Below are 23,702 nucleotides of genomic sequence, written 5' to 3'. Positions count from 1 at the left end.
CGCCCCACGTCAGCGGCCGCGAGAGCCAAGAAGATCACACTTGGCACACGACCGTCATCAATCCCTAACGTTCCGCGTTCAGCAGGCGACGGTGTGCTTGCCGCGCCTCCCTCGTCAGGGTCTCCTCGTCCGCATTGACCAGTTCACCCCGGTTGACCACCGGTTCGCCGCCGACCAGCGCCAGCTCGACCGGCGCCGGCGGGCCGAAGACCAGTGCCGCCACCCGGTCGTCGATCCCCTCGTGGCCCAGCCCGTCCAGCCGCCACATCACCAGGTCGGCCAGCTTGCCCACCTCGAGCGAGCCGATGTCGTCCTGCCGGCCCAGGCAGCGCGCCCCGCCGATGGTGCCGAGCCGCAGCGCCTCGCGCGCGGTCATCGCGGTCGGCCCGCCGCGCAGCCGCGCCGTGTAGAGCGCCTGCCGCAGCTCGGCGCCGAGGTGCGAGACCTCCTGCGACGCCGCGCCGTCGACACCCAGACCCACCGGCACGCCGTGGTCGACGAGTTCACGCACCCGCGCCATGCCCGCGCCGAGCCGGGCGTTGGAGCTCGGGCAGTGCGCCACCCCGGTGCCGGTCGCGCCGAGCTTGGCGATCGCCGCGTCGTCGAAGTGCACGCCGTGCGCCAGCCAGACGTCCTGGCCCAGCCAGCCGACCCGTTCCGCGTACTCGATCGGGGTGCAGCCGAACCGTTCCAGGCAGAACGCCTCCTCGTCGTCGGTCTCGGCGAGGTGGGTGTGCAGCCGGACGCCCTTGCGCCGGGCCAGCACCGCGGCCTCCTCCATCAGCCGGGTGGTGACCGAGAACGGCGAGCACGGCGCGACCGCGATCTGCAGCATCGCGTCCGGCGACGGGTCGTGCCACTTGTCGATCGCCGCCTCGGTCGCGGCCAGGGCCTCGTCGGTGTCCTCGACCACGTGGTCCGGCGGCAGTCCGCCGTCCTTGCGGCTCAGGTCCATCGACCCACGGGTCGGGTGGAACCGGAGCCCGATCCGCCGGGCCGCCTCGATCTCGGCGCCGAGCACGTCGCCGCCGTCGCGGGGGAAGACGTAGTGGTGATCCATGCTGGTGGTGCAGCCGGACAGGGCCAGCCAGCCCAGCCCGGCACCGGCCGCCGCGCCGACGATCTCGGCGTCCAGTCGGCCCCAGATCGGGTAGAGCGTGGTCAACCAGCCGAACAGCGTCTCGTCCAGGGCCAGGCCGCGGGTCGCCCACTGGTACAGGTGGTGGTGGGTGTTGACCAGGCCCGGGGTGACCAGGCCACCCTTGCCGTCGATCCGCTCGGCGTGATCGAAACCGGTCGCCGGGCCAGCGCCGACAGCCGCGATCCGGCCGTCGTCGCCGACCACCACGTGGCCGTCGGCATACTCCGTGCCGGCCGCGTCGACGGTCGCGACCGTGACGTTCTCCAGGCGGATCACAGGTACCACTCCGCGCTGGCCGGCGCCGCGTCGTCGCGGGTCACGGTTCCTTCGATCAATCCGTACGGCCGGTCGCCGGCGATGAACACCTCGTTGTCGTTCTCCAGCCCGAACGGCGACAGGTCGACCAGGTAGTGGTGCTTGTTCGGCAGCGTCAGGCGGATCTCGGCGAGCTCCGGGCGGTTCGTCAGCACCATGGTGCCCATCGACAGCAGGGTCTGCTGGAGCGAGTAGCTGTAGGTGTTCACGAACGCGCCGGTCATCGCGTCCAGCGCGCCCTGGAACGACGTGGCCCAGTCGGCGGCGTCGCCCAGGTGCCGCCACTTCGCGTCCACGGCGGTCGCCAGGATCCGGTCGGTCGACTCCGGCAGCGTCGTGTAGCGGTCCTTGACGAAACCGTGGAACTCCGACGCGGTGGTGTTCAGCAGCACCAGGCCGGAGATCCCGGAGACCACCTGGGTGGCCTCGCGGCTCACCGTGACGACGGTGGTGCGGGTGTAGTCGCCACGCTTCTGGAACGAGTGCGGGCCGAGGCGGTCCCAGGCGTACGACTCGACGCTGACCTTCGCGGAGTCCACCTGGCCCTGCGTCTTGACGAAGTGCCGGGCCAGCAGCAGCGCGAACGCCTCCGGCTCGCCGACGCCGTGCTGCTTGGCGAACGCGTACACGGTGTTCTTCATCGTGTCGGTCGGCAGCACCCCCGAGTTGTCGCCGGTCTGGTGGGTGGCCGCCAGGTCACCGGAGAGCGCGACGCTGACGTTGAAGTCCACCAGCCCATACGTCTCGCCGTCCCGGTGCACGCGGACCAGCCGGGTCTCCGCCTTGCCGTACCGGTTGGGCCCGAGCACGATCGCCAACGTTCAGCTCCCTCGATAAGTGGTGTAGCCGTACCGGCTGAGCAGCAGCGGCACGTGGTAGTGACGTTCCGGATCGTGCACGTGGAAGGCAATGGTGATCTCCGGGAAGAAGCACTCCTTGCCGAGGTACGGCTCCACGTAGAAGAACAGCCGGTACCCGCCGGCCTGCCAGTCACGCATCGGCACCGAATAGCGCAGCCGGCCGTCGTCGTCGGTGCGGCCCTCGCCGACGGTCGACCAGCCGTCCGAGTCGCGGCGTTCCAGCCGGACGTAGACGTCCCGGGCCGGCTCGCCGGTGATGGTGTCCAGGATGTGCGTCGAGATCCGGGCGTGGAACTCGGCCGCCAGACCGTCAGAGGGCATCGAGCACCCGCTCCAGCCGCAGCCCGGCGATCTTGCGGAGCTCCTCCGCCACGATGACCCGCTCGGCCGCCTCGTCGTTGCCGAGCCGCTCGCGGGCCGCGGCCAGGATCTCGGCCTGGCTCCGCCCGCTCGCGAAGATCAGGAACACGTGGCCGAACCGGTCCTCGTACGCCCGGTTGGCCTCGATCAGCGCGGCCTTCGTCGCGTCGTCGGCGCTCTGCGCGGCGGCCGACTGCTCCACCCGGGACCAGGCCGCCTCCTGCGACGCGCCGGCCGCCCGCTCGCCGATCCGCGGGTGCGCGGACAGGCCCAGCACCACGTCCTCCCAGGTCAACGCGCGCGCCGCGGCATCGGCCGCGGCGACGACGGCGGCCCGGTCCGGGTACGGCCGGCCGGCGGCGATCGTGGCGCCCCAGGCCGGCGCTGCCAGGCAGGCCAGCAACTGGTCGGTCAGGCGCTCGGCCGGCAGCGCGTTGAACGTCTCCACCGCGCTCATCGGTCACCCCCTCCTCGATGTTGATCAGTCAAGCAGGCCGACTCCGCCAGGTGCACCGGCGGAGCGAAGAATTAACACGGTCACCCTGCCACGATCCTCAATCGGAAACACTGCCGATCCGCGGTCCGGTGAGGCTCGGCAAGATCGGCTTCGGTGGGAGCCGCTTCGGTAGAGCCGGCTTCGGTGGCATCGGCCAGACTGTCCGCGTGCTGATCCCCGCCGACGCCCTGCCCGATCTCCCGGTCCGCGACCTGCTGCCGGAGGTCACCGCCACGCTCGCCGCCGCGGGAGCCGCGGTGCTCGTCGCGCCGCCGGGCACCGGCAAGACCACGCTCGTCCCGCTCGCCCTGGCCGGGCCGGGCCGGGTGCTGGTGGCCGAGCCCCGGCGGGTCGCCGCCCGGGCCGCCGCCCGCCGGATGGCCGCACTGCTCGGCGAGCAGGTCGGCGAGCGGGTCGGTTACGCGGTGCGCGGCGAGCGGAAGGTCTCCCGGCAGACCGTGGTCGAGGTGGTCACCACCGGGCTGCTGCTGCGCCGGCTGCAGCGTGATCCCGAGCTGGCCGGCACGTCGGTGGTGATCCTGGACGAGTGCCACGAGCGGCACCTCGACTCCGACCTCGCGCTGGCCTTCCTGATCGAGGTGCGCGGCGTGCTGCGGCCCGAGCTGCAGCTGCTGGCGACGTCCGCGACCGCCGACTCCGACCGGCTGGCCGCGGTGCTCGGCGAGACCGGCCGCCCCGCGCCGGTGATCACCGCATATGCCCGCACCTATCCGGTCGAGGTGCTGTGGTCGCCGCCGCCCGTCCCGATCGCGCCGCCGCTCGGGCTGCGGGTCGATCCGAAACTGCTCGACCACGTGGCCGCCACCACCCGGCGGGCGCTCGCCGAGGGCGACGGCGACGTGCTGGTCTTCCTCCCCGGCGCGCGGGAGATCGACACGGTGGCCGGTCGGCTGCGCGGGGTCGACGCCGAGGTGCTGCCGCTGCACGGCCGCCAGTCCGGCGCGGCACAGGACGCCGCGTTGCGTCCCGGGCCGGGCCGCCGGGTGGTGCTGGCCACCACGATCGCGGAGAGCAGCCTGACCGTGCCCGGGGTGCGGTCGGTGGTCGACGGCGGGCTCAGCCGGGTCCCGCGGATGGATCACTCGCGCGGCCTGGGCGCGCTGGTCACCGTCGCGGTGTCCCGCTCGTCGGCGGTCCAGCGAGCCGGCCGGGCCGGCCGCGAGGCGCCCGGACGGGCCTATCGGTGCTGGTCACAGGCTCAGCACGACCGGCTGGCGGCACAGCCCGAGCCGGAGATCGCGGCGGCCGACCTGACCGGCTTCGCCCTCGACCTGGCGCTCTGGGGTGACCCGGGCGGCGCCGGGCTGGCGCTGCCCGACCCGCCGCCGGCGGGGGCGCTGCGCGCCGCCGTGGCCACCCTGCACGACCTGGGCGCGGTCGACGACGAGGGCCGGGTCACCGCGCGGGGCCGCGCGCTGGCCGGTGCCGGTCTGCACCCGCGGCTGGCCCGTGCCCTGCTGGACGGCGCGACCCTGGTCGGTGCCCGGCGGGCCGCCGAGATCATCGCGGTCCTCGACGATCCCGGCTCGACCACCGACGACCTGGTGCGGGCGGTGCGCCAGGCACGCGCCGCGAACACGTCGCCGTGGCGGGCCGAGGTCCGCCGCCTGACCGCCGCCACCAGCCCCGATCCAGCCGCGACCACCGCCGGCCCCGCCGCGCCGCCCGAGACCGCGCCGCCGGGAGAGGCCGGGCGGGCCGGCAGAGCCACGCACTCCGCGGCGGCGCGGATTCCCGACGACCTGGCCACCGGGCTGGTGGTCGGGCTGGCGTTCCCCGAGCGGGTCGCGCTGGCCCGGGAGCCGGGCGCCCGGGAATACCTGATGGCCGGTGGCACCGCCGCCGACCTTCCGCCGGCCAGTGCGCTCGCCGGGACGCCCTGGCTCGCGGTCGCCTCCGCCGACCGGACCGCCGGGGCGCGCACCGCGCGGATCCGCAGCGCCGCGCCTCTGGACGAGGACACCGCTCGGGAGGTGGCGGCCGCGCTGTACCGCGAGGACACCGAGATCGGCTGGATCGACGGCGACGTGGTGGCCCGGCGGGTGCAGCGGCTCGGCGCGATCACGCTGACCACCCGGCGGATCGCCGACCCGAAGCCGGCCGCGCTGCGTGAGGCACTCTTCACCGGGCTGCGGGCGACCGGACTCAGCCTGCTGACCTGGAGCCGGGCCACCGAGGAGCTGCGGGCCCGGCTGGCGTTCGCGCACGCCGCGCTCGGCGAGCCGTGGCCGGACGTCTCCGACGAGGCCCTGCTCGCCGACGCGGAGGACTGGCTGGATCTCGGCACCGCACGCCGCCGCGCCGACCTGGCGAAACTCGACGTGGCCTCGGCGCTGCGCCGGCGGGTGCCCTGGTCGGTGGCCGGCCGCCTGAACGACGTCGCCCCGGAACGGCTGCCGGTGCCCAGCGGTTCGCAGGTCCGGGTCGACTACTCCGATCCGGCCGCGCCGGTGCTGGCGGTGAAGGTGCAGGAGGCGTTCGGATGGAAGGACGCGCCCCGGCTGGCCGACGGCCGGGTTCCGGTGCGGCTGCACCTGCTCTCCCCGGCCGGGCGGCCGGTCGCCGTCACCAGCGACCTCGCCTCGTTCTGGCGGCAGGGTTATCCGCAGGTCCGGGCGGAGTTGCGCGGGCGCTATCCGCGCCATCCGTGGCCCGAGGACCCACTGACCGCCCCGCCGACCCGCCGCCTGAACCCCCGCTCCCGCTGACCCCGCGCCGCGCGGTCCCGCGCCGCGCGGTCCCGCGCCGCGCGGTCCCGGCTGGTTGTGAGGGGTGCCTCAGGAGTTCTGAGGCACCCCTCACGACCAGCCAAGACCAGGACCCCCCGGCTGGTGCTCAGGGGTGTCTCACGGGACGTGAGGCACCCCTGAGCACCAGCCGACCGACCCGGGCCTCAGCCCAGGTCCGCGAGGCGGGCCGGCGGGCCGAAGAGGTAGCCCTGGCCGAGCGGGCAGCCCAGGTCGTCCAGCGCCGCGGCCCGCTCGTCGGTCTCGATGCCCTCGGCGACCACGGTGATCCCCAGCTCGGCGCAGATGGCGATGACCGAACGGCAGAGCGCACCGGCCCGGTCCGGCGCCGTGTCCACGTCGGTCAGGGTGGAGTCGAGCTTCACCGTGTCCACCGCCATGCCGTGCAGCTGGGCCAGGGCGTTGTAGCCGCTGCCGAAGTCGTCCAGGGCGACCCGGACGCCGCGGGCGCGCAGCCGTTCCACCACCGCGGCGGCGCGGGGCAGGTCCGGGATCCGGAGCGTCTCGGTGATCTCCACGACCAGGCGTTCCGGCGGCATGGCGTGCCGGGCCAGGGCCGCGTCGACGGCGTCCTCGAGACCGTGCTGGCCGAGACGACCGGCCGAGACGTTCACGTGCACGGCGATCGGGCGGCCGTAGCGGTCGGCGAGGGCCTGTGCGTCCGCGCAGGCCTGGTTCAGCACGAAGTCGTCGATCGCGGAGACCAGGCCGGTGCGTTCGGCCATGGTGACGAAGACGTCGGGGTGGACCGGGCCGGCGACCGGGTCGGTCCACCGGGCCAGCGCCTCGACGGCGACGGTCGCGCGGTCGCTGAGCCGGACGATCGGCTGGTAGTGCACCTCGAAGCCGGACTCGGCCGGGCTGCCGCCGGTGAGCGCGTTGGCCAGCAGCCGTGGGAGGTCGGCGTTCGGGCCGTGCACCCGGCCGGTGTAGCGGATCATGGCGCCCTTGCCGCGGCGTTTGACCGCGTACATCGCGGCGTCGGCGCGGCGCAGCAGCACGTCGGCGGAGAGCCGGTCGCCGGGTTCCGCGGCGACCAGGCCGATGCTGGCGCCGACGCTCACCGAGCGGCCGTCGATCAGGTACGGCTCGCGGAGCGCGGCCAGCACCCGTTCGCCGACCCCGTCCGCCTCGGCCGCCCACGCCCGCTCCTCCGCGGAGATGGCCAGAGCCGCCAGATCCGCCGGCGAGGCCGCCGTGGTGGAGGGCGCGAGGTCCGCAGGCGAGGCCGCCGAGGCAGGCGAGGCAGGCGAGGCCGCCGAGGCAGGCACGACGGGCGAGGCCGCGGGGGTCAACGCGTTCACCGGCGCCGACCCGTTCACGACAGCCGAGGAGGAGAGCGCCGGAAGCAACGGCGACCCCAGATCGGTACGACGGCGGCCCGGCGACCGCGGCACCGGCGCCCGTCCGGCACCACGCCACCGGCCCACTCCGGCCCGGGCGTCCCCGGTCACCCGGATCCCGGCGCCGGACAGCACGTACCCGCGCCGCCCCACCACCCGGCGCAGCGCGGAGACCGCACCCCGCTCGGTGGCCGCCGTCGCCTGCTGCCACGCCAGGTCGCTCTGGTCCAGCACGACCGCGAACTCGTCGCCGCCGAGGCGCGCCACCAGGTCCTGCGGCCGTACCGAAGCGCGCAGCCGCTCCCCGATCGCGTGCAGCACCCGGTCGCCCATCGCGTGCCCGTACGTGTCATTGATCAGCTTGAAATCGTCCAGGTCGGCGAAGAGCACTGCCACCGGCGTCCCCCGGTGCTGGGTGGAGTCGAGCGCCAGGACCAGCCGTTCCCGGAACAGCGCCCGGTTCGCCAGCCCGGTCAGCGGATCGTGGTACGCCTGGTGGTGCAGCCGCCGCTGGGTCTCGGCGACCCGGTTCAGCAGCACCACGTTGTCCAGAATGATGATCATCTGGCGGGTCACCACCAGGCCCAGCCCGAGCCAGCCCAGGTACGCCTGGAACGACGTCAGCGGGTGCCCGGTCGCCGTCCGGGCGAGCAGCACCACCCCGGTGACCAGCACCGGCACGTACGGAAGCAGCAGGTGGAACCAGTCCCGCTGCGCCGTGGTCCGATCCGGTGGCAGCGGCACCTGGCGCGCCGGGCTGAGCGCCGCCAGCGCGATCATCGCCGGTCCGAGCAGGTGCCCGGCGGCCTCCAGCCAGGACGGGCCGAGCCCGAACAGCCGGATGCTGTCGGCCGTCCCGAACGCCACGAGTGCCGCCCCGATCAGGACCAGTGGCCGCCGTCCGGCTGCCGAGTCCGGCCGGGTGGTCAGCAGCAGCACCACCATGGCGAACAGCACCAGGTCGGCGATCGGGTAGGCGGCCGCCCACCAGGCCAGCGTGTCCCACGCGGCTATCCGGTCCAGCAGCGTGGCCGGGACCGTCGACCAGCCCAGCGCCAGCACCGACCCGGTGATCAGGACGGCGTCGATCAGCAACGCCACCTGGTCGCGCCGGGTCGACGTGGGTATCGGCCGCGGCCGGGTCCGGACCACGGTGAGCAGCCCGATCAGCATGCAGCCGGGCAGCACCACGAAGCCGATGTCGAAGATCGATCGGTCGGCGAAGGGGTCCTGGCCGGTCAGGTCCTGGACCACCCACCACAGCCGGACCGAGGACCACGCGGCCAGCCCGCCGGCCGCGAGCCACCGCCAGTGGCGTGGGATGCCGGCTCGGCTGCGCGCCGAGATCAGGCAGGCCCAGGCCGCGATCGCGCCCGCGGCGAGTTGCGCGGTGTCGGTGTAGAGCCGGGGCGCACCCACGAGCTCACCGACCGCGACCACCGCGAGGGTGAGCGCCAGTGTCCCGATCAAGCGCGCCGTCGTGATCACCACCAGTCTCCGGGCCGCGGATGGCCCGCGGCCGGATGAAAATACCGGCTCAGTCCCCGTCGGTCACGTCGGCGATGACGACCGTGACATTGTCGGGGCCTCCACCGCGCAACGCGAGATCGACGAGCCTCTCCGCGCAGGCCTTGGGGTCGGGCACGGTACGCATCTCTTCTTCGATGGTCGCATCCGTCACCACACCGGTGAGACCGTCGCTGCAGAGCAGCCACCGGTCGCCCGGCTGGGGCTCGACGATGACGTACGCCGGGCTGACCGGCTCGCCCTGCAGCACCCGGGTGACGACGGCGCGCCGCGGGTGCGCGGCCGCCTCCTCCGGCTTGATCAGGCCCTGGTCGACCAGCATCTGGACGTACGTGTCGTCCTTGGTCAGCTGGTTCAGCCGTCCGTCGCGGAGCAGGTACGCCCGGGAGTCGCCGACGTGGGCCATCGCCGCCCGCTCGCCGTTGAAGAGCACTGCCGTCAGCGTGGTGCCCATACCCTGCAGCGAGGGGTCGGCGGCCACCGTCTCGGCGATCCGCCGGTTGGCCAGTTCCAGCCCTTTGTGCAGCGCGTCCATCTGATGTTCGGTGTCGATCGGCGCGTCGAGCGATTCCATGGACTCCACGGTGATCCGGCTGGCCAGATCGCCGGCGGCCATGCCGCCCATGCCGTCGGCGACAACGAGAAGCCGATCACCGGCGTAGTGACCGTCCTCGTTGTTGCTCCGGACGTGTCCTTGGTCGGTGACGGCCGCCCACCGCAGGTGCAAGGTCATGGCGTGCAGCCTGCCAGGTCGATGGCTGGCTGTCTGCACGTGGTAGGCGGCATGTCGCACATGTCGTTGCTCAAACTACTCTCCGGCCCGGTCACGGGGCCGTCCCAGGCACCTGGGATCGATTTCAGTCACCTTCCGTGTCGGCGCGATCCATTCCAGTACTGATTCCTCCACCGCCCAGCCGCGGACCGCCACCGCGCTCTCCGGCGGATTCACCGGCTCGGGGCAGAGCGTCTTGGACTGCACCTCGCCGTTCGGGATGAAGATCACCTCGCCGCCGGGCTGCAGCATGGTCGTCGAGGTGTCGTCGACCGCGATCAGCTGGCCGCGGATCACCTCACGGGCCGGTTCGCCCGCCGGGCCGACCTCGATCGCGCTGCTGGGCAGCACCGGCGCGCGCAGGAACGTCACGCCGATCACGATCGGCAGCGCGAGGGCCGCGCCGACCGCCGGCCAGTGGGTGACCAGCCGCGCCCAGCGGGCCGGCACCGGGCCGGTGAACAGCGGGCCGAGCAGCGGCGGGACCGCGAGCATCAGGGCCGTGCCGTAGTCGCCGCCGCGCACCGCGGCGACCACCCCCGGCCACACGAAGATCAGGACGAGCGCGCCGGTGAGGATCGGCACGCCCAGGGTGATCCAGCGCATCAGCCAGGGCTCGGCACGCAGCCGCTGCACCGCGGTGAGGCCGAGCACCGCGACGATCATCAGTTCCAGGGTGGGCAGCAGCCGCAGCTGCCAGGTGAAGGCGGCGATCATGATGGCGATCAGCACCACCCAGTCCGGCATCCGCAGCGCGGCGATCGAGATCGGCGAGCGCCCGGCGTCCTCCGGCTTGCTCACCAGCAGGATGCCGCCGAGCACCCGCAGGGTCAGGATCACCGCGGGGACGGCCCAGCTGAGCGTGATGAACAGGGCGCTGACCATGCCGAGCGGGTTGATGTACTGGACCAGCAGCAGCATGGTCGGCAGGTCCTGCCGGCTGAGATACCAGAGCCGCAGCACCAGCAGCATCAGCGGGAACGCGGGCAGCACGGTGAGCAGCCAGTTCAGCTGCGACCGCCGCCGCCGCGGCGCGATCACCGGCCCGGGAACAAAGATGTCGCTCACTGCAGCAGGTCCTCCCACGGGAGTTCCCGCACGTCCGGACGGACCACCCGGGGCTGCTCGGCCACCGCGATCGGCGTGGTCCCGTTCTCGGCCACCTCGACCTGCAGGTTGTTCTCGTAGGCCTTCTCCCACCGGTCGTCGCGGGAGTCCCGGTACGACCGGTACAGCGTGATGTCCACGAGCTTCTTCAGCGCCGGGTTCTCCCCCACGTTGACGCCCCACGCCTCGGTCGGGTCCAGGCCCAAGTCCCAGTGCTCGTACTTCTTCGGGAACTTCGCCTGCCACCCGGCCAGGATCGCCGCGTCCGTGCTGACCGCGTCGACTTCACCCTTGTCGAGCATCGCGAAGCACTCCCGGACCCGGTTCTTCCGGAACACGTTGGCGCCGAATTGCTTCGGCGCGGCTTCGCTGGTCGAGGTGGAGAGCGTGCAGACGTCCTGGCCCCGCAGGTCTTCGAGCGACGAGACCGCCTTGTGGCCCTTCAGCGTGATGACGGACTGCTCGGTGTAGAGGTAAGCCTGGGAAAATGTCACCCCGGCCATGTCCTCGCGATCCTTGGTGATGCTGTAACTCGCGATCACCATCTTGACCGGGACCCGCGCGCCGTTCTCGTCGGTCGCCTGCATCCGGGCCCGGTCCTCGGACTCCATGCCGTAGAACTTCACCCGGTCACGGCCGAACCCGAGATCCTCGGCGATCATGTAGGCGATGTCGATGTCGAACCCGGACCAGATATCCGTCGCCGGGTCGTGGTAGGCGGTCCCGTACTGGTCGTCCTTGACCCCGACGGTCAGCACCGGCCAGCTGTCCACCCCGGACTGCGCGCGCAGTTCGGCGAGCGACGGCGGCCCGCCCACCAGCAGCCGGACCATGGTCAGCCCGACCGCCAGCACCAGCGCCAGCCCGAGCGCCGCCAGCCGGAACGCGGCCATGGTGAACCGCTCCGGCCGATCCGGCATCGGCTGCGGCGACGCGTCGGTCTCCGAGGCCGGTGCCAGCGGCAGGGGCTGCGGCATCCGTCCCTCGTCGACGGCTTCCTGCACCGCGATGTCCCGGGCCGCGATGTCCTCAACGGTCCGCCGGCGCAGTTTCCAGACCCGGCGGATCTGCGGCGGGACGTCACCGCGCAGCGCACCGCTCAGCAGCGGGCCCACCCGCGGCGGGGCGCCACCAGGAGCCTCGGCTCCCCCGGAATCCTCCGCACTGTCCCCCATGGCCCTCCCCCAACTCTCGCGGTCGGGGCCATGGTGCCACCATCACGTCACGGAACGGGGTCCCCGGTACCGAAAGGGACGCGCGGACCACATCGGATCAGCCGCCCGGCCGCCAGCCGCAGCCCCTTGCGCACGCCGTACCGGTCGATGGCGGTCAGTGCGTAAGCGCTGCACGTCGGCTCGAATCGGCATCGGGTCGGCAGCCGCGGCGACACTTTCCGATACGCGCGGATCGCCCCGGTCACCACCCGCTGCGCGACGCGCGGCTCGCCTTCCACCAAACCCCTTTTCGGTACGAATACGGAGCGGCCGTCCGCAGGCTACAAGCCGCGTCCCGTGGTGGTCTCACGCGAGGCCCGCCCGCCACCGGGCCCGAAGCGCGCCGCCAGGGGCGCCTCCGCGCTGCGGAGACACCCCGGAAACCCGTCAGCGGGAGGTGCGGACCACCACGGCGCTCTCCGGCGGCAGCACCACCCGGTCGCGCTCCAGCACCACGCCCTCGGCCGTCGCCAGCAGCACCGCCGACGGCACCGCCCGCAGGCTCACCGTCTGCGCGGTGGACGCCAGGTTCGCCGCCACCGCGTGCCGCCCGCGCCGGATCACCACGAACTGGTCGCCGTGCCACACCTCGACCTCGGACAGCCACGGATCGGTCAGGTCGGGCACCTCGCGGCGCAGCTTGATCAGTCGCTGGTACAGCGTGAACATGTCCGCGTGCCCCGGCTTGCCCAGCTCGGACCAGTCCAGCTTGGACCGCTCGAAGGTGGCCGGATCCTGCGGGTCGGGCACGTCGGCCTCGTCCCAGCCGTGCCGGGAGAACTCGCGCCGGCGGCCGTTCTGCACCGCCGCGGCCAGCTCCGGCTCGGGGTGGCTGGTGAAGAACTGCCAGGGGCTGCTCGCCCCCCACTCCTCGCCCATGAACAGCATCGGCGTGAACGGCGAGGTGAGCAGCAGCGTCGCGCCGACCTTGAGCAGCGCCGGCGACAGCGTGGCGGTGAGCCGGTCGCCGATCGCCCGGTTGCCGATCTGGTCGTGGTTCTGCAGGAACGCCACGAACCGGTGGCCTGCGGTGCGCTGCCGGTCGACCGGGCGCCCGTGCCTGCGGCCGCGGAACGACGACCACGTGCCGGCGTGGAAGAACGCGCCCTCCAGCACGGTACGCAGGCAGTCCAGCGACCCGAAGTCCCCGTAGTACCCCTGGCGTTCCCCGGTGAGCAGCGAGTGCAGCGCGTGGTGCACGTCGTCGTCCCACTGGGCCTGCAGGCCGTACCCGCCGGCCTCGCGCGGGGTGATCAGCTTGGGGTCGTTCAGGTCGGACTCGGCGATCAGCGAGAGCGGCCGGCGCAGCGCGGTGGAGAGCGACTCCACCTCGACCGCGAGCTGCTCCAGCAGGTGTTCGGCGCCCTCGTCGTGCAGCGCGTGCACGGCGTCCAGCCGCAGGCCGTCGATGTGGTAGTCGCGCAGCCACATCAGCACGCTGTCGGCGATGTACCGGCGCACCTCACCGGACTCCGGCCCGTCCAGGTTCAGCGAGCTGCCCCAGGTGTTGGCGCCGGCGCTCAGGTACGGCGCGAACATCGGCGCGTACGCCCCGCTCGGCCCGAAGTGGTTGTAGACCACGTCGAGCACCACGCCCAGCCCCTTGGCGTGTGCGGCGTCGACGAACCGCTTCAGCCCGTCCGGCCCGCCGTACGCCTCGTGCGGCGCGAACCAGCAGACCCCGTCGTAGCCCCAGTTGTGCTGGCCGTTGAACGCGTTGACCGGCAGCAGCTCGACCAGGTCGACACCGAGGGCGACCAGGTGGTCGAGCCGCTCGATCGCCGAGTCGAACGTGCCGGCCGGCGTGAACGTGCCGATGTGCAGCTCGTAGAGCACCGCGCCGGGCAGTTGCCGGCCGGTCCAGGCCCGGTCGGTCCAGGCGAACGCGTCGTGGTCGTAGACCCGGCTGGGCCCGTGCACACCCTGCGGCTGCCAGGCCGAACGCGGGTCGGGCACCGGGGTCGCGAAGTCGGGCAGGACGTAGGAGTAGTCCGTTCCCGGGCCGGCCGACGGCACGTCGAGTCGCCACCACCCGCCGTCGGTGGACTCCATCTGGTGCACCTGGTCGTCCAGGCGCAGCTGGGGCGACTTCTCCGGCGCCCATACCTCGAAGGTAGTCATTCTTTCACCAGAAGCGCGACGGGATAGGTCTGTAGCAGCTCGGCGACAGCCAGGCGATCGCCACCGTAGCTGGCATTCGTGAACACTTCCGTCCAACTGTGGCCTTCGAGTGACAGGTGGGTGTCCCGCCATCCCCCGTGGCGTGACAATCCCACCGGCAGCCGGGTGGCCACCGCCACCACGCCGCCGCGGTCGAAGGAGAGCACGTGCTCGCCGTTGACCCCCTCGGCGAAGACCGGCCGGTAGCCGGTGAACAGCTCGGGCCGCTGCTTCAGCAGGCGCAGTGTGCGGCTGACCACGAGCAGCTTCGCCGCGCCGGTCTCGTCCACCGGCGGCTGCCAGCCGTCGTCCAGGCGGGCCAGCAGGTCACGGCGGGCGCCGAAGTCGACGGGCCGCCGGTTGTCCGGGTCGACGAGCGAGTAGTCCCACAGCTCGGTGCCCTGGTACACGTCCGGCACGCCGGGCATGGTCAGCTGCACGAGCTTCTGACTCAGCGAGTTGGACCAGCCGGGCGGCGTGATCGAGGCGGCAAAATCGGACACCTCGCGGTGCAGCGCGGGGTCGTCGTAGATCTTGTCGACCATCTCGCGGAGGGCGGCCTCGAAGCCCTCGTCGGGATGTTGCCAGGTCGTCGCGGCGCCGGCCTCCCGGGCCGCTTTCACGGCGTACGCAAGAAGTCGCTCTTTGGACAGCGGCCACGCACCCACCGCGACCTGCCAGATCAGATGGGCCAGCGCGGGGTCCGGGAGCGGAGCGACCCGGGTCCAGCGGCGGACCACCTCGGTCCAGTCGCCGGGCACCTCGGAGAGCACCGCGAGCCGGGCCCGGACGTCCTCGGAACGTTTCGTGTCGTGGGTGCTCAGCGACGTCATCGCGGCCGGCCAGTCCCGCTGCCGGGTCTCGGCGGCCTCGTGGAACCGGTCCCGGGTGACGCCGAAATCGGTCGGGTCGTTGCCCACCTCGTTGCGCGCCACGAACCGGGTCCAGCGGTAGAACGCGGTGTCCTCCACGCCCTTGGCCATCACCGCGCCGGTGAACTGCTGGAACCTTATGGCCAGCTCGTCCTTCGGGTTGCGCAGCCGACTGGTCAGCTGATCGAGCACGCTGATCAGTTGCGGACGACGCCGCCCGGCCTCGGACCGCGCCTGGGCGAGGTGCCGGACACCGGCCGGCAGGTAGGACCGGTAGACCGGGAAACAGGCGGCCAGCTCGGCGAGGCCGCGCGCCGCACCGTCGATCTCCGGCGCGAGGGTGGCCAGCCGGTCGAGCTCCGCCGCGAGCAGCGTGGTCGCGACCGTGTGCTTGGTCTGGTGCACCAGATCCTGGTACGACGTGGTCGCCCCGGTCAGGTAGTGATCGAGCGTGTCGAAGAACGGCTCGGTGCCCGGGTCCACGAACACGCCGTTGACCTCGGCCATCGCGTCGTACCCGGTGGTGCCGTCGACCGGCCAGCGGGGCAGCTGCTCGCCCGGCTCGAGGATCTTCTCGACCACCAGCCAGGTCTGCGGCGCCGCCGCGCGCAGCCGCTCGAAGTAGCCGGCCGGGTCGCGCAGCCCGTCCGGGTGGTCCACCCGGATGCCGTCCACCATGTCCTCGTCGACCCAGCGCAGGATCTCGGCGTGCGTGGCGGCGAACACCTCGGGGTCCTCGACGCGCAGCGCGGCCAGCTCGACGATCGCGAAGAACCGCCGGTAGTTCAGCTCCTTGTCGCCCCGGGTCCAGTTGACCAGCTCGTAGTGCTGCCGGTCGTGCACCTCGCGGGGCGTGCCGCCGCCGGTCCCCTCGGCGATCGGGTACCGCTTGTCGTAGTAGACCAGCTCGTCGCCCTCGACACTCAGGTGGTCGAGCGCGTCGGGCTCGTCGGCCAGCACCGGCAGCAGCAGCCGCCCGCGCGACCAGTCGATGTCGTAGTACGCCGCGTAGGCCGACTCCTGGCCGCGCTTGAGCACGTCCCACCAGGTCGGGTTGGCCTTCGGCACGCCGACGCCGGCGTGGTTCGGGACGATGTCCACGACCAGGCCCAGCCCGGCGGCCTTCAGCGCGGTGCTCAGCGAGCGCAGCCCCTCGCCGCCGCCCAGGTCCGGGCTGACCTGGGTGTGGTCGACGGCGTCGTAGCCGTGCTCCGAGCCGGGCGTCGCGGTCAGCAGCGGCGCGGTGTAGAGGTGGCTGACCCCGAGGTCGGCCAGGTAGTCGGCGAGCTCGGCGGTGGCCTTCAACGGGAAGTCGGGGCGGACCTGCACTCGGTAGGTACTTCTCGGGGGCATCAGTTCGTCCTGTCCAGCACGATGAGGGACCGGTCCGGCACCCAGAGCCTGTGGCCGGCCTCCACGACCGACGGGCGATCCGGGGACGGCTCGGCGGTTTCGATGACCTTCTCCCACTTCTCCCCGTACTCCGGGGGAGGCGTGGCGAACTCGATGGGCGCGTCGTGCGCGTTGAAGAAGAGCAGGAACGAGCTGTCCACGTGGCGCTGGCCGTACTGGCCGCGTTCCCGGATGCCCTCGCCGTTGACGAACAACGCGACCGCCCGGCCGAAGTCGTTGCCCCAGTCGTCGCCGGCCATCTGCCGGCCGTCCGGGGTGAACCACTCCAGGTCGGGCAGCGGGTCGCCGCCGCCGCGCGCGGTGACCGGCAGGCCGGTGAAGAACCGGCGGCGCTGGAACACCTGGTGGCGGTGCCGGAACGCGGTCAGCTTGCGGGCGAAGTCCAGCAGCTGCTCGTCGGCGTTCTCCCAGTCGATCCAGCTGATCTCGTCGTCCTGGCAGTACGCGTTGTTGTTGCCCTGCTGGGTCCGGCCCAGCTCGTCGCCGTGCGAGATCATCGGCACGCCCTGGCTGAGCATCAGCGTGGCCAGGAAGTTCCGGCGCTGCTTGGCGCGCAGCTCGAGCACCTTGGGGTCGTCGGTCGGACCCTCGATGCCGCTGTTCCAGGACCGGTTGTGGCTCTCGCCGTCCCGGTTCTCCTCGCCGTTCGCCTCGTTGTGCTTGTCGTTGTAGCTGACCAGGTCGTTGAGCGTGAACCCGTCGTGCGCCGTGACGAAGTTGATCGAGTGGAACGGCTTGCGGCCGTCGTCCTGGTAGAGGTCGGCGGAGCCGGTGATCCGGCTGGCGAACTCGGCCAGGGTGGCCGGCTCACCGCGCCAGAAGTCGCGGACCGTGTCCCGGTACTTGCCGTTCCACTCGGTCCAGTTCGGCGGGAAGTTGCCGACCTGATAGCCGCCCGGCCCGACGTCCCACGGCTCGGCGATCAGCTTGACCTGGCCGACCACCGGGTCCTGCTGGACCACCTCGAAGAACGTGGACAGCCGGTCCACGTCGTAGAACTCCCGGGCCAGGGTGGACGCCAGGTCGAACCGGAAACCGTCGACGTGCATCTCGGTCACCCAGTAGCGCAGCGAATCCATGATCAGCTGCAGGCTCTGCGGGCTGCGCACGTTCAGGCTGTTCCCGGTGCCGGTGTAGTCCATGTAGAACTGCGGCTGGTCCTCGACCAGCCGGTAGTACGTCCGGTTGTCGATGCCCTTCAGCGAGAGCGTCGGCCCGAGGTGGTTGCCCTCCGCGGTGTGGTTGTAGACCACGTCCAGGATGACCTCCATCCCGGCCGCGTGCAGGGCCTTCACCATGCCGCGGAACTCCTGGGTCTGCTGGCCGAGCGTGCCGGTCGACGAGTACCCGTGGTACGGCGCGAAGAAGCCCAGCGTGTTGTAGCCCCAGTAGTTGCGCAGGCCCAGGTCGTCCAGCCGGTTGTCGTGCACGAACTGGTGCACCGGCATCAGCTCGACGGCGGTCACGCCGAGGCTCTTCAGGTGCTCGATGGTCGCCGGGTGCCCGATCGCCGAGTACGTCCCGCGCATGTCCCGGGGGATGTCCGGGTGCCGCTGGGTCAGACCCTTGACGTGGGTCTCGTAGATCACCGAGTGGTGGTACGGGATGTCCGGCCGGCGGTCGTTGCCCCAGTCGAAGTACGGGTTCACCACCACGGCCTTCGGCATGTACTGCGCCGAGTCCAGGTCCGACATCTGGTCCGGGTTGCCCATCTCGTACGCGTACATCGACGGGTGCCAGACGATGTCCGAGTCGATCGCCCGCGCGTACGGGTCGAGCAGCAGCTTGTGCGGGTTGCAGCGCAGCCCGCGGTGCGGCTCGTACGGCCCGTAGACCCGGTAGCCGTACCGCTGTCCCGGCTCCACGCCGGGCAGGTACGCGTGCCAGACGAACGCGTCCTGCTCGTGCAGCAACACCTTGCGCTCGTTCCCGGTGGCGTCGAAGAGGCACAGCTCCACCGCCTCGGCCACCTCGGAGAAGATCGCGAAGTTGGTGCCCGTCCCGTCGTAGGTCGCCCCCAACGGGTACCGGTGACCAGGCCAGACCTGCATGTATTGCGCTCCCCTCGGCCCACGGTCAGTCACGACCGGCCCCGCGGTTGATGCCCACCCGCAGGAACGTCTAATCCTGCCCGGCCGCGTCATGGTTCATTCTCGCGGAGGGGACTGATACCGTCGGCCCGACTGTCCGGTTAAGAGCATTTTATCCCCCTAAGGGGCTTTAGCGTGTTCCGAATTCGAGCATAGAGGCGACGTGCCGCGGATTGATCCCCTGACCTTCGGGCCGCAGCTCTGCGGCACCCCTGGCGAAGACGCCGGAACCGGCCGGGAATGGCTGGTCACCGACGGTCTCGGCGGCTGGGCCACCGGCACCGTGAGCGGCCTGCGGACCCGTCCGGAACACGCGCTGCTGGCCGTCGCCGGACCCGGCCGGGCACCGCACGTGGCCCTGGCCGCGCTCGACCTCACCGTGACGCTTCACACAGGCGCGAAAGTGCCGCTCTACACCCATGCGTGGGAGTCCGGGGCGCTCGACCCGGCCGGGCACCGTCTGCTGGAGACGTTCACGATGGCCGACGGGCTGCCGCGCTGGCGCTGGCGGATCGGCGACGTGGTGATCGAACGCGAGCTGGCGCTGCGTCCCTCGCTCGCGGTGGTCCACCGGGTGCTCAGCGCGCCCGGCCCGGTCGGCCTCACCGCCGCCGCCATGTGCACCTGGCGCGAGGCGGCCGGCACCCGGCGGGCCGACGGGCCGGCGCTGCGGATCGAACCGGTCGCCGACGGGGTGATCGTCGAGGGTGCGTACCGGCTGGCCGGGCCGGGCTGGCAGGGCACCGGGCAGTGGCATCTGGGCGCGCGTACCGGCTCGCGGGTCGAGGACCTCTGGCTGGCCGGCTCGTTCCACCGGTCGGCCGCCGCCGGCGAGACCCTGGAGATCTCGGCGTGGGCCGGTGACCTCGCCGACCGGCCGCCGGCGCCGCGGGTGGTCCTGGCCGCCGCGCGCGACCGGGCGCATCGCCTGGTCACCACTGCCAAAGCCGAGGGGTACGCGGGGACTCTCGCCCTGGCCGCGGACACCTTCGTGATCCGTGGACCGGACGGGCCGGCGCTGGCCGACGGCTATCCGTGGTCCGGCGCGCCCGCGTCGCTCGCCGCCTACGAGGGCCTCTTCCTGGACACCGGCCGCGCCGACGAGGGCCGGGACCTGCTGCTCGCCGCGGCCGAGCGCCCGGTCAGCGCGCTCGACGCCCCGCTCTGGCTGGTGCACGCGGCCGACCGCCACGTCACCCGCACCGGCGACAGCGACCTGGCCCGCCGCCTCGCCGTCCCCCTCGGCCGCCTCCTCCGCCAGTCCCTCAGCGGCGACTCCCCGCTCACCCTCGACCCGGCCGACGGCCTGCTCACCCTCGCGGCCGGCTGCCAGGGGTGCCTCGACGGCGTCGAGGCACCCCTGAACACCAGCCAGCACCGGGACCCGGCCAGCGGTCCGCACCAGGCAGTGGCCGGCTCTCAGAGGTGCCTCCGGCCCCTCGAGACACCCCTGACAACCAGCCAGTGCCGGGACCCGGCGGGCGGTCAGGACCAGGCAGCGGCTGGCTGCCAGGGGTGCCTCCGGCAGCCGGAGGGACCCCTGAGGACCAGCCAGAGCAGCGGGAAGCTGGTGGAGATCAACGCGCTGTGGGTGAACGCGCTGGCCGCGCTCGCGGATCTGCTCGCGGACGGCGGGCGGGACGACAGCGAGCCGCGGGGCAAGCACGCCCGGGCGCGGGAGTCGTTCCTGCGGCGGTTCCCGGCGCCCGAGGGGTGGCTGCACGACGTGGTCGAGGGGCCGGCGGCGCCGTACCCGCTCGGCGCGGGCACCCAGCACGACGACCCGACGCTGCGGCCCTACCAGCTGTTCGGCTGGTCCCTGCCGCACGCGCCGATGCGCGGCAACGCCGGCACCGCGGTCCGGGCCGCCGGCGACGCCCTGCTCACCCCGCTCGGGCTGCGCACCCTCGCACCGGACGAATACGGCTACGACGGCGCCCACCCCGAACAGGGCCTGGTCCGGCCGTGGCTGATCGGCGCCTACGCGGACGCCTGCGCGGCCACCGGCCACCCGGTCGACGGCCTGCTCGACGGCCTCGCCGCCCACCTGACCGAGTGCGGCGTCGGCTCGATCGGCGAGGCGGTGCACGGCGACGCGCCGCACCGCGCCCTGGGCCGCCCGTTCGACGCCCTCGCGGTCGCCGAAACCCTCCGAGTCGAAACGAGGCACACGCCGTGAGCCGGATCCTGATGCTCTCCTGGGAGTACCCGCCGCTGCTGGTCGGCGGGCTCGGGCGGCACGTGCACGCGCTGGCCGGCGCCCTGGTGACGGCCGGGCACGAGGTGACAGTGGTGACCCGGCAGGCGCCCGGCGCGCTCTCCGAGGAGTACGCCGAGGGCGTCCGGGTGATCCGCGCCGCCGAGGACCCGCCCTCCGTCGAGGTGACCGGCGGCGACTTCCTGACCTGGGCCACCGCGTTCAACCACGCGCTCACCCGGGCCGCCCTGCACGCGGTCCGGTCCGCCGCCGCGCACCGCACCCGGTACGACGTGATCCACGCACACGACTGGCTCGTCGCGCACACCGCCGTGACCCTGCGCGACCACCTGGACGTCCCGCTGGTCGCCACGATCCACGCCACCGAGTCCGGCCGGCACCAGGGCTGGCTGCCGGACGCGCACAACCGGACCATCGACGAGATCGAGCGCTGGCTGTGCGCCGAGGCGGACCGGGTGATCGTCTGCTCGGAGTACATGCGGGACGAGGTGACCCGGCTGTTCGGCGTGCCGGTGGAGCGCACCGAGGTGGTCCGCAACGGGGTGGACGCGCTGCGCTGGCGAGCCCGGCCGCGGGCGGTCACCGCGGCCCGCGCCACGTACGCCGGGCCGGACGCGCAGCTGGTCAGCTTCGCCGGCCGGCTGGTCTACGAGAAGGGTGTGCAGCATCTGCTCGCCGCCGTACCCGAGCTGCGGGAACGCTTCCCACGGCTGCGGGTGGTGATCGCCGGCGACGGGCCGTACCGGAAAGAGCTCGAACGTCTCGCCGGGCCCGCCGTGGCCTTCGCCGGATTCCTGACCGGCCACGATCTGACCGCCCTGATGGCGGCGTCGGACTGTTACGTGGTGCCGAGCGTCTACGAGCCGTTCGGGATGGTGGCCCTGGAGGCGGCCGCGGCCGGCGCACCGGTCGCGGTGTCGTCGACCGGCGGCCTGGCCGAGATCGTCGAGCACGGGGTGACCGGGGTGCGCTTCCCGCCGGGTGATCCGGCAGCGCTGGCCGGCGCGGTCGCCGGGGTGCTGGCCGACCGCGAGCACACCCGGGCCATGGCCTGGCAGGCCCGGCTCCGGGTCCGCGACGACTACAACTGGCCGGCGATCGCCGCGCAGACCGCCGCGGTCTACGCCGGGGCCCGCCCGCCCGTCGTCACGACCGCCGCCCTGGAACAGCTGATCGCCACCGCGAGCGTGTGACGCCTCAGCCGAGCTGTTCGTCCTCGTAGCACCAGCGCCAGGTCTCGCCCGGCTCGAACGACCGCATCACCGGGTGACCGGTCTGCGCGTGGTGGGCGGACATGTGCTGGCGCGGCGACGAGTCGCAGCAGGCGACCAGACCGCAGCTGAGGCAGAGCCGCAGGTGGACCCAGTCCTCGTGACCACTGGCCACGCACTGCGGGCAGCCCCCGGCGTAGGCGCTCTGCGGTTCCGGCTCGCCGGACTCCTTGAGATGCTGGCAGCTCACTCTTCACTCCGTCGCAGCTGGGATTCTTCCAGGTCGAGCTCGCGCTGGGCGCGGACCAGCACCTCCTCCGGGATCCGCCCCTCGTTCCGGGCGATCTTGAAGACGTGCCGTTCAGCTCTGATCATCTCGCGCCGGAGCCGCCCGTACGCCACCGAGGGTGTTTCGTCACGCTGATTGCCGAGCCGCTCCCAGGCGTTGTTGGACCGGCTCTCCACCAGACCACGCAACCTGTCGACCACCGAGGCGGGCGCGCCGTCCGCGTGCACCTCGAGGGCCTCGAGCGCGGCCCGGCTGGCCGAGTGCTGCACTCCGGCCTCGGCCAGGGCGTCCTGGGCGCTGGTGTCCTCGCGCACCCCGAGCGCCTTGGCCAGGGCGGGCAGCGTGGTGCCCTGCAGCAGCAGGGTGAGCACGATGACCGCGAACGCGATGAAGATGAACAGCTCCCGCGGGTAGTACGGGACGTCCTTCTGGGTGAGCGGGGGCAGGGTCTGCGCGGCGGCCAGGGTGACCACGCCGCGCATCCCGGCCCAGGCGATCACGGTCGGGACGGTGATCGGCGGGCGGGCCTCCCGGTTGCGGACCCGCGGGATCAGCCGGGCCAGGTACGTGGCCGGGTACATCCAGACGAACCGGAGCAGCACCAGCGCGCCGAAGACCAGCGAGGTGACCTGCACCGTGGTGGCCCAGTCGGTCTCGATGCTCTGCAGCACCGACCGCAGCTGCAGGCCGACCAGCAGGAACACCACCCCCTCCAGGAGGAACGTGGTGAGCCGCCAGACCGCGTCCATCTGCAGCCGGGAGGTGGCCGAGAGCAGGTACGGGATCCGGTGCCCGAGGTACAGCCCGGCGATCACCACGGCCACCACGCTGGACGCGCCCAGCTCCTCCGCGACGATCACCACGACGAACGGGGTGAGCAGCGACACCGCGTCGTCCAGCAGCGAATCCTCGATCCACTTGTGCAGCTTGGCCGCGCCGACCGCGGCGACCATGCCGATCGCCAGGCCGCCGCCGGCCTTGAGGGCCACCTGGCCGGTGATGTCCCAGAACCCGACACCGATGCCGGACAGCGCGCCCACCGACACCCGCACCAGCACCAGCGCGGTGGCGTCGTTGAGCAGGCTCTCGCCCTCCAGGATGGTGACCACCCGGCGGGGCAGGCCGACCCGGCGGGCGATCGCGGTGGCCGATACCGCGTCCGGCGGCGCGACGATCGCGCCGAGTGCGATGCAGGCCGCCAGCGGCGCCTGCGGGAGCAGCCAATGGACGGCGAACCCGATCACGAACGCGCTGAGCAGCACCAGCCCGACCGCGAGCAGCAGGATCGGCCGCAGCGCGAGCCGGAACGCGGGCACCGAGGTCTGCAGGGCGGCCACGTAGAGCAACGGCGGCAGGATCCCGATCAGGACCAGCTCCGGCTCCAGGTGCGCCTCCGGAAACTCCGGTACGTACGACAGCGCGAGCCCGGCCACCAGCAGGACCAGGGGCGCCACGAAACCCAGCCGGCGCGCGAGAGCCGCCCCGACGACCGCGATCGCCACCAGTACGACCGTGTCGACGATGCTCTCCATGGCCGGAAACCTTA

At 72.6% G+C, this 23,702-nt stretch carries 17 protein-coding genes; 3 read left to right on the top strand and 14 right to left on the bottom strand.

Annotation, left to right across the window (positions count from 1 at the left end):
• Positions 1 to 64: 64 nt before the first annotated feature.
• Genes ADL15_RS19770 through uraD form a run of 4 tightly spaced genes read right to left on the bottom strand, consistent with a single transcriptional unit; the run spans position 65 to position 3,133 of the window.
• Positions 65 to 1,417, bottom strand: coding sequence for an 8-oxoguanine deaminase (locus tag ADL15_RS19770; protein WP_067693009.1), 1,353 nt, complete (start codon positions 1,415 to 1,417; stop codon positions 65 to 67).
• Positions 1,414 to 2,265, bottom strand: coding sequence for a factor-independent urate hydroxylase (gene pucL, locus ADL15_RS19765; RefSeq protein ID WP_232344223.1), 852 nt, complete (start codon positions 2,263 to 2,265; stop codon positions 1,414 to 1,416). Before pucL ends, ADL15_RS19770 begins: the two co-directional genes overlap by 4 nt.
• 12 nt (positions 2,266 to 2,277) lie before the next feature.
• The gene (gene uraH, locus ADL15_RS19760; RefSeq protein WP_067693003.1) at positions 2,278 to 2,637 is read right to left on the bottom strand and encodes a hydroxyisourate hydrolase; all 360 of its coding nucleotides are present in this window, start codon (positions 2,635 to 2,637) and stop codon (positions 2,278 to 2,280) included.
• Complete coding sequence (gene uraD, locus ADL15_RS19755) at positions 2,627 to 3,133, bottom strand: 2-oxo-4-hydroxy-4-carboxy-5-ureidoimidazoline decarboxylase (protein WP_067693000.1); 507 nt, start codon at positions 3,131 to 3,133, stop codon at positions 2,627 to 2,629. Before uraD ends, uraH begins: the two co-directional genes overlap by 11 nt.
• 212 nt (positions 3,134 to 3,345) lie before the next feature.
• Between uraD and hrpB the strand changes: the two genes are divergently transcribed.
• A complete protein-coding gene (gene hrpB / locus ADL15_RS19750; RefSeq protein WP_067693076.1) occupies positions 3,346 to 5,901 on the top strand; it encodes an ATP-dependent helicase HrpB in 2,556 nt (851 codons plus the stop codon).
• Between the two features lie 185 nt (positions 5,902 to 6,086).
• On the opposite strand, the gene ADL15_RS56475 is transcribed toward hrpB, so the two are convergent.
• The 8 genes from ADL15_RS56475 to glgX all read right to left on the bottom strand — a co-directional run bounded on the left by ADL15_RS56475 (position 6,087) and on the right by glgX (position 18,399).
• Entirely contained in the window at positions 6,087 to 8,753 is a 2,667-nt protein-coding gene (locus ADL15_RS56475; protein WP_269748362.1) for a putative bifunctional diguanylate cyclase/phosphodiesterase, read from the bottom strand.
• A 67-nt stretch (positions 8,754 to 8,820) separates the two neighbouring features.
• Positions 8,821 to 9,543 (bottom strand): PP2C family protein-serine/threonine phosphatase, encoded by a 723-nt coding sequence (locus tag ADL15_RS19740; RefSeq protein ID WP_067692994.1) that lies wholly within the window; start codon positions 9,541 to 9,543, stop codon positions 8,821 to 8,823.
• A 75-nt stretch (positions 9,544 to 9,618) separates the two neighbouring features.
• The gene (locus ADL15_RS19735) at positions 9,619 to 10,650 is read right to left on the bottom strand and encodes a hypothetical protein (protein WP_067692991.1); all 1,032 of its coding nucleotides are present in this window, start codon (positions 10,648 to 10,650) and stop codon (positions 9,619 to 9,621) included.
• On the bottom strand, positions 10,647 to 11,864 hold the full coding sequence (locus ADL15_RS19730) for a transporter substrate-binding domain-containing protein (protein ID WP_083971463.1): 1,218 nt from the start codon (positions 11,862 to 11,864) through the stop codon (positions 10,647 to 10,649). The genes ADL15_RS19735 and ADL15_RS19730 overlap by 4 nt, the downstream gene beginning before the upstream one ends.
• A 47-nt stretch (positions 11,865 to 11,911) precedes the next feature.
• Positions 11,912 to 12,145, bottom strand: a complete 234-nt coding sequence (yidD, locus tag ADL15_RS19725; protein WP_067692985.1) for a membrane protein insertion efficiency factor YidD — start codon at positions 12,143 to 12,145, stop codon at positions 11,912 to 11,914.
• 145 nt (positions 12,146 to 12,290) lie between these two features.
• Positions 12,291 to 14,024 (bottom strand): malto-oligosyltrehalose trehalohydrolase, encoded by a 1,734-nt coding sequence (gene treZ / locus ADL15_RS19720; protein ID WP_067692983.1) that lies wholly within the window; start codon positions 14,022 to 14,024, stop codon positions 12,291 to 12,293.
• On the bottom strand, positions 14,021 to 16,288 hold the full coding sequence (gene treY / locus ADL15_RS19715) for a malto-oligosyltrehalose synthase (protein ID WP_067692980.1): 2,268 nt from the start codon (positions 16,286 to 16,288) through the stop codon (positions 14,021 to 14,023). Before treY ends, treZ begins: the two co-directional genes overlap by 4 nt.
• On the bottom strand, positions 16,288 to 18,399 hold the full coding sequence (gene glgX, locus ADL15_RS19710; protein ID WP_067692977.1) for a glycogen debranching protein GlgX: 2,112 nt from the start codon (positions 18,397 to 18,399) through the stop codon (positions 16,288 to 16,290). The genes treY and glgX overlap by 1 nt, the downstream gene beginning before the upstream one ends.
• A gap of 202 nt (positions 18,400 to 18,601) precedes the next feature.
• Here glgX and ADL15_RS55420 point away from each other — a divergent pair, with 202 nt between their 5' ends.
• Positions 18,602 to 20,617, top strand: a complete 2,016-nt coding sequence (locus ADL15_RS55420; RefSeq protein ID WP_083971462.1) for a glycogen debranching enzyme N-terminal domain-containing protein — start codon at positions 18,602 to 18,604, stop codon at positions 20,615 to 20,617.
• 11 nt (positions 20,618 to 20,628) lie between these two features.
• Positions 20,629 to 21,849 carry a glycosyltransferase family 4 protein gene (locus ADL15_RS19700; RefSeq protein ID WP_067693074.1) on the top strand — a complete coding sequence of 407 codons (1,221 nt, stop codon included), beginning with the start codon at positions 20,629 to 20,631 and terminating at the stop codon, positions 21,847 to 21,849.
• 4 nt (positions 21,850 to 21,853) lie between these two features.
• Here ADL15_RS19700 and ADL15_RS19695 read toward each other — a convergent pair whose 3' ends face one another.
• A complete protein-coding gene (locus ADL15_RS19695) occupies positions 21,854 to 22,117 on the bottom strand; it encodes a UBP-type zinc finger domain-containing protein (protein WP_067692975.1) in 264 nt (87 codons plus the stop codon).
• A complete protein-coding gene (locus tag ADL15_RS19690; protein WP_067692972.1) occupies positions 22,114 to 23,688 on the bottom strand; it encodes a Na+/H+ antiporter in 1,575 nt (524 codons plus the stop codon). The genes ADL15_RS19695 and ADL15_RS19690 overlap by 4 nt, the downstream gene beginning before the upstream one ends.
• Positions 23,689 to 23,702 lie beyond the last annotated feature (14 nt).

Origin of the sequence: Actinoplanes awajinensis subsp. mycoplanecinus (genome assembly GCF_001509495.1) — a bacterium.
Taxonomy (GTDB): Bacteria; Actinomycetota; Actinomycetes; order Mycobacteriales; family Micromonosporaceae; genus Actinoplanes; species Actinoplanes palleronii.
The sequence above is the reverse complement of the archived record's forward strand: the minus strand, read 5'-3'. Positions and strand labels throughout refer to the sequence as shown.